The sequence below is a fragment of the Streptomyces sp. McG3 genome (assembly GCF_018619185.1).
Lineage (GTDB): Bacteria > Actinomycetota > Actinomycetes > Streptomycetales > Streptomycetaceae > Streptomyces.
In genome coordinates this window covers 1-9,244 of the sequence record NZ_JAAXYC010000308.1, presented here as the reverse complement: position 1 = coordinate 9,244, position 9,244 = coordinate 1, and the positions used below count along the sequence as shown (strand labels likewise).

Sequence of the window (9,244 nt, the reverse complement as noted above, 5' to 3'; positions counted from 1 at the left end):
TAAGAGACAGGGGGAGAGCGGGGGCGGCGGCGTGCCGGACGCGGGCGAACAGCGGCGGCTGCTCCGCCGGATCGGCGCCGACGGCCTGCTCGGTCTCGGCTGGCCCGAGGAGTACGGCGGCCGGGGCAGGGGCCCCGACGAGCAGTTCGTCTTCTTCGACGAGGCGTACCGGGCCGGCGCACCGGTCTCCATGGTCACGCTCAACACCGTCGGCCCGACCCTGATGGCGCACGGGACCGAGGAGCAGAAGGCGCAACTCCTGCCCCGCGTCCTCGGCGGCGACCTCGTCTTCGCGATCGGCTACAGCGAGCCCGATGCCGGTACGGACCTGGCGGCGCTGCGGACCCGTGCCGTGCGGGACGGCGACGACTGGGTCATCGACGGCCAGAAGATCTTCACCAGCAACGCCCAGCAGGCGGACTGGATCTGGCTCGCCTGCCGTACGGACCCCGAGGCCCCCAAGCACCGCGGCATCTCGATCATCCTGGTGCCCACGGACTGTCCCGGCTTCTCCTGGACGCCGATCCGGACGGTGGGCGGGGTCACCACCACCGCCACCTACTACGACGGCGTACGCGTCCCGGCCACGAACCTCGTCGGCGAGGAGAACGGCGGCTGGAAGCTCATCACCAGCCAGCTCAACCACGAACGTGTCGCGCTGGCCGCGATCGGCATGCAGGCCGAGGACTTCTACGAGGAGGCACTCGCCCACGCCCGCACCCCCGATCCCGTGACCGGGCGCCGCCGGATCGACGAGCCGTGGGTGCGCGCCCGGCTCGCGGAGGCGTACGCCCGGCTCACGGCGACGCGCCTGCTGAACTGGCGGCTGGTCGACGCCGTCGGCGCCGGAGCGCCCGCCCCCGGAGAGGCCAGCGGCGTGAAGTTCGCGGGCACCGAGAGCGCGGTCGAGGTCTACCGGATGTGCCAGGAGGCCGTCGGGGAAGCCGCCCTGCTCCGGGCTGGTTCTCCCGGCTGTTCCGGGCCCGGCGGCGAGCTGGAGCGGATGAACCGCGCGGCGCAGATCAACACCTTCGGTGGCGGTGTCGGCGAGGTGCAGCGCGAGATCGTCGCCACGGCCCGGCTCGGGATGACCCGGAGCAAGCGATGAGCGAACGGGAGGCCGACGGCAGCCGGGAGCCCGACGACCGGGACCAGCTGTACGAGCGGCTCGCGGCCTACGAGGGCCGCGCCGCCGCCACCGGGGGCACGGGCAAGGACCCGGTCAACGAGCCCATGATCCGGCACTGGTGCGAGGCGATGGGCGACGCCTCGGCCGCCTACCGGGGCCCGGACGCCGTCGCCCCGCCCACGATGCTCCAGGCGTGGACGATGGGCGGGCTCTCCGGGCACACGGACAGCGCGGGGCGCTCCGCGGCGTACGACGAGATGTTCGCCCTGCTCGACGGCGGCGGCTACACCTCCGTCGTCGCGACCGACTGCGAGCAGGAGTACGCGCGCCCGCTGCGCCCCGGCGACCGGATCACCTTCGACACGGTCATCGAGTCCGTCTCCCGGCGCAAGACGACCAAGCTCGGCACCGGCTACTTCGTCACCACCCGCACGGACGTCCGCGCCGAGGGCGAGCCCGCCGGAACACACCGCTTCCGCATCCTCAAGTACCGCCCCGCACAACGGGAGAAGCCCGTTGCCCCTCCTCCGCGCCCCCGGCCCGTGATCAATCGCGACAACGCCGGCTTCTGGGCCGGAGTCGCCGACCACCGGCTCCTCATCCAGCGCTGCACCGACTGCGCGACCCTGCGCCTCCCCTGGCTGCCCGGCTGCAACGCCTGCGGCGGCGCGGAGTGGGACACGGTCGAGGCGGGCGGCCGGGGCACGGTCTTCAGCCATGTCGTGATGCATCACCCGCCGTTCCCCGCCTTCAGCCCGTCCGGCGAGGGCGGACCGTACGCCGTCGCGCTCATCGAGCTGGCCGAGGGTGTCCGCATCGTCAGCAACGTGATCGGTGTGCCGTACGACAAGGTCCGCGTCGGCATGCCCGTACACCTGGAGTTCCTCGTCACGGACCCCGATCTGGAACTGCCGGTCTTCCGGGCGAGCGAAGGCGGTTGAGATGGACTTCACCCCGAGCGAGGAACAGTCCGCCGCACAGGGACTGGCCGCGCGCATCTTCGGCGACCTGTCCACCCACGAGCGGCTGGCGGCGGCCGGCACGGGCACCGACGCGGAACTGTGGAAGGAGCTGTGCGCTGCCGGACTGCCCGGCGCGGTCGAGGACATCGGGCTGCTCGGCCTCGTCCTGCTCCTGGAGGAACAGGGCCGGACCACCGCCCAGGTCCCGTTCGCGGCCACCGGTGTGTACGGGCTCCTCGCGATCGCCGAGTACGGCACGGCCGAGCAGCGCGAGCGCCTGCTCCCCGGGCTGCGCGACGGTACGGCGGTGGCGACGGGCGCCTTCCCGGCGCGGGGCGGCGTACACACGTCGGACGGTGCGCTGCACGGGGCCGTCCCCTGGGTGCTCTGGCTGCGCGACGCCACCCAGGTGCTGGTGGCGGACGCCGACCGGGCCCTGTGGATCGTCGGGGCGGGCGCACCGGGCGTGGCCGTGGTGCCGGTGGAGACGACCGCGCCCTGGGCGGCGGGACGGCTGGTTCTCGACGGCGTACGCGGGGAGCGTCTGGGGAACGGCCCGGAGGCGTACGCGGCCGTCCTCGCCGCCGCACGTACCGCGTTCGCCGGACTCCAGGCCGGGGTGTGCGCGGGATCGCTCGCCCGCGCGGTCCACCACACCGTCACCCGCGAGCAGTTCGGGCGCCCGCTCTCCACCAACCAGGGCGTCCTGCTCCGCGCCGCCGACGCCCACATGGACACCGAGGCGATCCGGGTCACCGCGTACGAGGCGGCCTGGCGGCGGGACGACGGACGGGAGTACGGGACAGCGGCGCTGACCGCCGCCTGGTGGGCCTCGGAGGCGGGCAAACGGGTCGTCCACGCGGGCCAGCATCTGCACGGCGGCACCGGCGCCGACCTCGACCACCCGGTCCACCGGCACTTCCTCTGGGGCCGTCAGCTCGACGCGTATCTCGGCTGCGGCAGCGAAGTCCTGGAGGAGCTGGGCCTGTTGTTGGCCGCCGGCCGTCAGGAGGACGCGTCGTGACACCCACGTACCGCGTCGGCGATGAGCTGCCGCCCCTGGAGATCCCGCTGACCCGGACCCTGATCGTCGCCGGGGCCATCGCCTCGCGCGACTACCAGGACGTGCACCACGACGCGGAGCTGGCCCGGGAGAAGGGCTCCCCCGACATCTTCATGAACATCCTCACCACCAACGGGCTCGTCGGCCGCTACATCACCGACCACTTCGGCCCGAACGCCGTCCTCCGTAAGGTCGCGATCCGCCTCGGCGCTCCCAACTACCCGGGAGACGTCCTGCGGTTGGCCGGACGCGTCACGGAGCTGGCCGGGCCGGCCGGCGAAGAGCCCGTGCGCGCGACGATCGCCGTCACCGGCGACAACGGCATCGGCCGCCACGTCACCGGCACGGTCATCGTGACCCTGCCGGCCCCGAGCGACGAAAGGGCCGGAGCATGAGCATCCGCAGGGCCGACTCGCTCGGCGGGAAGGCGGCGATCGTCGGCATCGGGGCCACCGAGTTCTCCAAGGACTCAGGACGCAGCGAGCTGAGGCTGGCCGTCGAGGCCGTCCGTGCCGCCCTCGACGACGCTGGCCTCACCCCCGCCGACGTGGACGGGCTCGTCACCTTCACCATGGACACCAGCCCCGAGATCACCGTCGCCCAGGCGACCGGGATCGGCGAGCTGTCGTTCTTCTCCCGGATCCACTACGGCGGGGGCGCGGCCTGCGCCACCGTGCAGCAGGCCGCCCTCGCGGTGGCGAGCGGGATCGCGGACGTCGTCGTCTGCTACCGGGCCTTCAACGAGCGCTCCGGCCGCCGCTTCGGCTCCGGCGTCCAGCGGCGCGAGCCCACCGCCGAGGGCGCGGCGCTCGGCTGGAACCTGCCGTACGGGCTGCTCACCCCGGCCTCCTGGGTGGCGATGGCGGCCCAGCGCTACCTCCACGCGTACGGCCTCGACCCGGAGGTCTTCGGGCAGGTGGCGGTGGTCGACCGGCGGCACGCGGCGCGGAACCCGGCGGCGTACTTCCACGGGAAGCCGATCACGCTCGCCGACCACGCCGCGTCCCGCTGGATCGTGGAGCCGCTGCGGCTGCTGGACTGCTGCCAGGAGACGGACGGCGGCCAGGCCCTCGTCGTCACCAGCGTGGAGCGCGCCCGCGACCTGCCCCGACCGCCCGCCGTCGTCGTCGCGGCGGCCCAGGGCGCGGGCCGGTCGCAGGAGCAGATGACGAGCTTCTACCGGGACGGGCTGACGGGCCTGCCGGAGACCGCCGTGGTCGCACGGCAGCTCTGGCGCAGCTCCGGACTGTCGCCGGCCGACATCGACGTGGGCATCCTCTACGACCACTTCACCCCGTTCGTCCTGATGCAGCTGGAGGAGTTCGGTTTCTGCGGACCCGGGGAGGCCGGGGCGTTCGTCGCCGCGGACGCGCTGCCCCTGAACACCCATGGGGGTCAGCTGGGGGAGGCGTACCTCCATGGGATGAACGGCATCGCGGAGGCCGTCCGGCAGATCCGGGGGACGTCGGTGAACCAGGTGGCGGGGGCGGCGAGGTCGCTGGTCACGGCAGGTACGGGGGTTCCGACGTCGGGCCTGGTCATCGGTGCGGACGGCTGAGCGGCGACGCCCGGCCCCCGGGGGCTCTCGGGGGCGGACCCCTACGGCCGGGCGGAGGCCCGTCCACCTTCAGGAGGTGCAGGGTGCACACCCCCTACAACCTGAGGCGGACGAGCCTTCGGGACCTGGGGGCGATCCCCTCGGCGGCGCCCGCTCCTAGCGTTGAGTACATGACCACGCCAGTCTGCACGGGCGCCTCCAGGGCGGCCTCTGCCACCGCCGCCGGCCACCCCCACGCGCCCTACGCGTCGTTCTCCTCGTACGTACGGGCCCGTGGACCGGTCCTGCTGCGTACCGCGCGCTCGCTCACCGCGAACCCGTGCGACGCGGAGGACCTGCTGCAGACCGCGCTCGCCAAGACGTACGTCGCGTGGGAGCGGATCGAGGACCACCGGGCGCTGGACGGCTACGTCCGGCGGGCGCTGCTCAACACCCGCACCTCGCAGTGGCGCAAGCGCAAGGTCGACGAGTTCGCGTGCGAGGAGCTGCCCGAGCGGGAGGCCTTTCCGGCGCCTGACCCGGCCGAGCAGCAGTCGTTGCACGACGCGATGTGGCGGGCGGTGCTCAAGCTCCCGGACCGCCAGCGCGCGATGGTCGTCCTGCGCTATTACGAGGACCTGAGCGAGGCCCAGACGGCGGAGGTGCTCGGCGTGTCGATCGGTACGGTCAAGAGCGCCGTCTCCCGTGCCCTCGGCAAGCTCCGCGAGGACCCGGAGCTGACGCCGGTCCGCTGATCCGGACGGCTCGGCCCGCTCCGTCAGGGGGTCCTGACCCGGCTCTCCAGCGGGGGGCCCGGCAGATATTTTCCCGCGAGTAGTGACATACCGCTTGGTATGTGCGCAGAATCAGCGGAACCTTACTGCCGCGTAGCGCCTACCGGGAGGACGCCGTGCTGAGCACCATGCAGGACGTACCGCTGACTGTCACCCGCATCCTGCACCACGGGATGACGATTCATGGGAAGTCGCAGGTCACGACCTGGACCGGCGAACCCGAGCCGCACCGTGCCACCTTCGCCGAGATCGGCGCACGCGCCACCCGGCTGGCCAACGCGCTGCGCGACGAGCTGGGCGTCGACGGCGACCAGAGGGTCGCGACGCTCATGTGGAACAACGCCGTCCACGTCGAGGCGTACCTCGCCATTCCCTCCATGGGGGCCGTGCTCCACACCCTCAACCTCCGGCTGCCCCCCGAGCAGCTCGCCTGGATCGTCAACCACGCGGACGACAGGGTGGTGATCGTCAACGGCTCGCTGCTGCCGCTCCTCGTGCCGCTGCTGCCTCACCTGCCGAGCATCGAGCACGTGGTCGTGTCCGGCCCCGGCGACCGCTCCGCCCTCGCCGGCGTCGCGCCGCGCGTGCACGAGTACGAGGAACTGATCGCGGGCCGCCCCACCACGTACGACTGGCCGGAGCTGGACGAACGCCAGGCCGCGGCCATGTGCTACACCTCCGGCACCACGGGCGACCCCAAGGGCGTCGTCTACTCGCACCGCTCGATCTACCTGCACTCGATGCAGGTCAACATGACCGAGTCGATGGGGCTGACCGACAAGGACACCACGCTCGTCGTCGTGCCCCAGTTCCATGTGAACGCCTGGGGCCTGCCGCACTCCACGTTCATGAGCGGCGTCAACATGCTCATGCCGGACCGCTTCCTCCAGCCCGCTCCGCTCGCCGACATGATCGAGAGCGAGCGCCCGACGCACGCCGCCGCCGTTCCGACCATCTGGCAGGGCCTGCTCGCCGAGGTCACCGCCAACCCGCGCGACCTCACCTCCATGGCCAACGTGACCATCGGCGGCGCGGCCTGTCCGCCCTCGCTGATGGAGGCGTACGACAAGCTCGGCGTCCGGCTCTGCCACGCCTGGGGCATGACGGAGACCTCGCCGCTCGGCACCATGGCCCACCCGCCCGCCGGTCTGAGCGCCGACGAGGAGTGGCCGTACCGGGTCACCCAGGGCCGCTTCCCCGCCGGGGTCGAGGCGCGGCTGGTCGGCCCCGGCGGCGAACACCTTCCGTGGGACGGCGAGTCGGCCGGTGAGCTGGAGGTCAGGGGCCCCTGGATCGCCGCCGCCTACTACGGCGGCGCCGACGGCGAGCACCTGCGCCCCGAGGACAAGTTCAGCGAGGACGGCTGGCTGAAGACCGGCGACGTCGGTGTGATCAGCACCGACGGCTACCTCACCCTCACCGACCGGGCCAAGGACGTCATCAAGTCGGGCGGCGAGTGGATCTCCAGCGTCGAGCTGGAGAACGCGCTGATGGCCCACCCGGACGTGGCGGAGGCGGCCGTCGTGGCCGTGCCGGACGAGAAGTGGGGCGAGCGGCCGCTCGCGACGGTGGTCCTCAAGGAGGGCGTCACCGGGACCGACTACGAGGCGCTGAAGGAGTTCCTCGCCGAGTCGGGCATCGCCAAGTGGCAGCTGCCGGAGCGCTGGTCGGTGATCGCCGCCGTGCCGAAGACGAGCGTCGGCAAGTTCGACAAGAAGGTGATCCGCAAGCAGTACGCGGAAGGCGAGCTGGACGTCACCCGGCTCTGAGGCCTCGGTTCCTCTTCTGTTTCACGTGAAACAGGGTGGGGCGGTACGGGATACCCGTACCGCCCCACCCTGTTCTGGGCCCCGCGTCCGTCTAGTTGGTGCCGATCTTCGCCAGCAGGTCGACGATCCGCGACTGGACCTCGTCGCTCGTCGACCGCTCCGCCAGGAAGAGGACGGTTTCACCCGATGCGAGTCGCGGCAGCTCCGCCCGGTCCATCCCGGCCGAGGTGTAGACGACCAGCGGGGTGCGGTTCAGCTGCCCATTGGCCCGCAGCCAGTCGATGATCCCCGCGCGGCGGCGGCGTACCTGCATCAGGTCCATCACCACGAGGTTCGGCCGCATCCGGCCCGCCAGGTCGACGGCCTCGCTGTCCGTCGCGGCCCGCGCCACCTGCATCCCGCGCCGCTCCAGGGTCTGCGTCAGCGCCACAGCGATCTCCTCGTGCTCCTCGATCAGGAGCACCCGCGAGGGATGCTGTTCGCTGTCGCGGGGGGCCAGCGCCTTGAGCAGGACGGCCGGGTCGGCGCCGTACGCCGCTTCCCGGGTCGCCTGCCCCAGACCGGCGGTGACCAGCACCGGGACCTCGGCCGCGACGGCCGCCTGACGCAGCGACTGCAACGCGGTACGGGTGATGGGGCCGGTCAGCGGATCGACGAAGAGCGCTGCGGGGAACGCGGCGATCTGGGCGTCGACCTCCTCGCGGGAGTTCACGATCACCGGACGGTAGCCCCGGTCGCTGAGCGCCTGCTGGGTCGGCACGTCGGGCGCGGGCCAGACCAGCAGCCGACGCGGGTTGTCCAGCGGCTCGGGCGGCAGCTCGTCGTCGACCGGGTGCGGGTGCGGCCGGTTGGCGACCTCGACGGCGCCTCCGGGCCCGTCCAGCGGCTCGGGACCCTCCGCCCCCTCGTCGGGCGCCCCTATGGCGTAGGCGCGTCCCTCCGCGACGGGCTGCGCGAGGAGTTGCCCCTCGCCGTAGGCGGCGCCGGGCCCGCCCTGCGCCGGCTGACCGGGCCGGCCGGGCTCCTGCGCCTGGTCCGGCCCCTGGTCCTGGCCCTGGTCCTGGGGATGGGTGCGGGGCTGGTGCTGCTGCGGTCCGGGAGCCTGCGCGGGGCCCGTGGGCTGTGCCGGCCCCGGCCGGTCGGCGGCGGTCCGGGCCGGGGAGCGGTCGCCCTCCGGCGGGGCGGCGAGCTTGCGGCGCCGGCCGGCGCCGCCGAGGCTCTGATGCGGCTGGTTCTGCTGATGCGCGAGGTGCTGGGCGAACGGCACGCCCTGGCCCAGCGTGCGCACGCTGAAGGCCCTCCCCTGCGTCGAATCGGGGTTGCTGCCGTCCGGCATCGGCTCCTCGGCGGGCAGCGGCTGCCGCCGCGCGTCCGGGGCCGGGACGCCCGCGTCACCGTCGGCCGGGTGCGCCACCGGATCGGCGACGGCCGCGTCGCCGGTGGTGTGGGTGGTCCGCCCGGCGCCGGTCTGCCCGGTGCCCGAGGGGACGTTCTGCCCGGTGTCGGCGTTCTGCCCGGTGTCGCCCCACGGCGCGAGGTCCGGCGCCGGGTTCGGAGCCTCCGGTACGCCGCCGTCGTGCGGGCCGGGCGCGTGCGGTGCCGCCCCGGGGAGATGGGGCGCTCCGGGCGTGGCCGGGAAGCCCTGCCCGGAGGTTCCGTCCGTCTGCGGGCCGGGGTGCGCCGGGGCGACGGGGTGCGCCTGCGGAGGTGTGTGACCGGCCTCCGGTGCGGTGCGCGCGTGGTGCGCGCTCGCCCCGTCGCCGGGGGCCACCGGGGCGTCGGGGGCGAGCGGCGCCCGGTCCGCGTCGGCGGGCGGCAGGGCGAAGGCGGTACGCGGTCCGGCGTCGGCCGCGGTGCGCTCCTGGGCGGCGGCCAGCGCGCGCCGGGCACGCCGCCCTCCGGGCTGCTGGGACTGCTCCGGCCCGGGGTGACCGCCGTTGCTCCCGGTTCCGCTGTTGCCGCTGTTTCCGGAGGCGAGGGCGGGCAGGGC

General features: G+C 73.5%; 7 protein-coding genes and 1 pseudogene. 7 read left to right on the top strand and 1 reads right to left on the bottom strand.

What is annotated here, in order from left to right:
- The 7 genes from HET64_RS32210 to HET64_RS32180 all read left to right on the top strand — a co-directional run.
- On the top strand, nt 1-1,108 hold a 1,108-nt coding region (locus tag HET64_RS32210; RefSeq protein WP_215110687.1), incomplete at its 5' end, for an acyl-CoA dehydrogenase family protein.
- Nucleotides 1,105-2,070 carry a bifunctional MaoC family dehydratase N-terminal/OB-fold nucleic acid binding domain-containing protein gene (locus HET64_RS32205; protein WP_215110686.1) on the top strand — a complete coding sequence of 322 codons (966 nt, stop codon included), beginning with the start codon at nt 1,105-1,107 and terminating at the stop codon, nt 2,068-2,070. The genes HET64_RS32210 and HET64_RS32205, both read left to right, overlap by 4 nt.
- 1 nt (nt 2,071) lies before the next feature.
- On the top strand, nt 2,072-3,115 hold the full coding sequence (locus tag HET64_RS32200) for an acyl-CoA dehydrogenase family protein (protein ID WP_215110685.1): 1,044 nt from the start codon (nt 2,072-2,074) through the stop codon (nt 3,113-3,115).
- Nucleotides 3,112-3,549, top strand: coding sequence for a MaoC family dehydratase (locus HET64_RS32195; protein WP_215110684.1), 438 nt, complete (start codon nt 3,112-3,114; stop codon nt 3,547-3,549). The genes HET64_RS32200 and HET64_RS32195 overlap by 4 nt, the downstream gene beginning before the upstream one ends.
- A complete protein-coding gene (locus HET64_RS32190; protein WP_215110683.1) occupies nt 3,546-4,712 on the top strand; it encodes a lipid-transfer protein in 1,167 nt (388 codons plus the stop codon). The genes HET64_RS32195 and HET64_RS32190 overlap by 4 nt, the downstream gene beginning before the upstream one ends.
- A gap of 170 nt (nt 4,713-4,882) precedes the next feature.
- Entirely contained in the window at nt 4,883-5,446 is a 564-nt protein-coding gene (locus HET64_RS32185; protein WP_012380021.1) for a SigE family RNA polymerase sigma factor, read from the top strand.
- 155 nt (nt 5,447-5,601) lie between these two features.
- Nucleotides 5,602-7,254 carry a long-chain fatty acid--CoA ligase gene (locus HET64_RS32180; RefSeq protein WP_215110682.1) on the top strand — a complete coding sequence of 551 codons (1,653 nt, stop codon included), beginning with the start codon at nt 5,602-5,604 and terminating at the stop codon, nt 7,252-7,254.
- A 91-nt stretch (nt 7,255-7,345) separates the two neighbouring features.
- On the opposite strand, the pseudogene HET64_RS32175 reads toward HET64_RS32180, so the two are convergent.
- Nucleotides 7,346-9,244 (bottom strand): annotated as a pseudogene (locus tag HET64_RS32175) (PAS domain S-box protein); the annotation flags it as partial.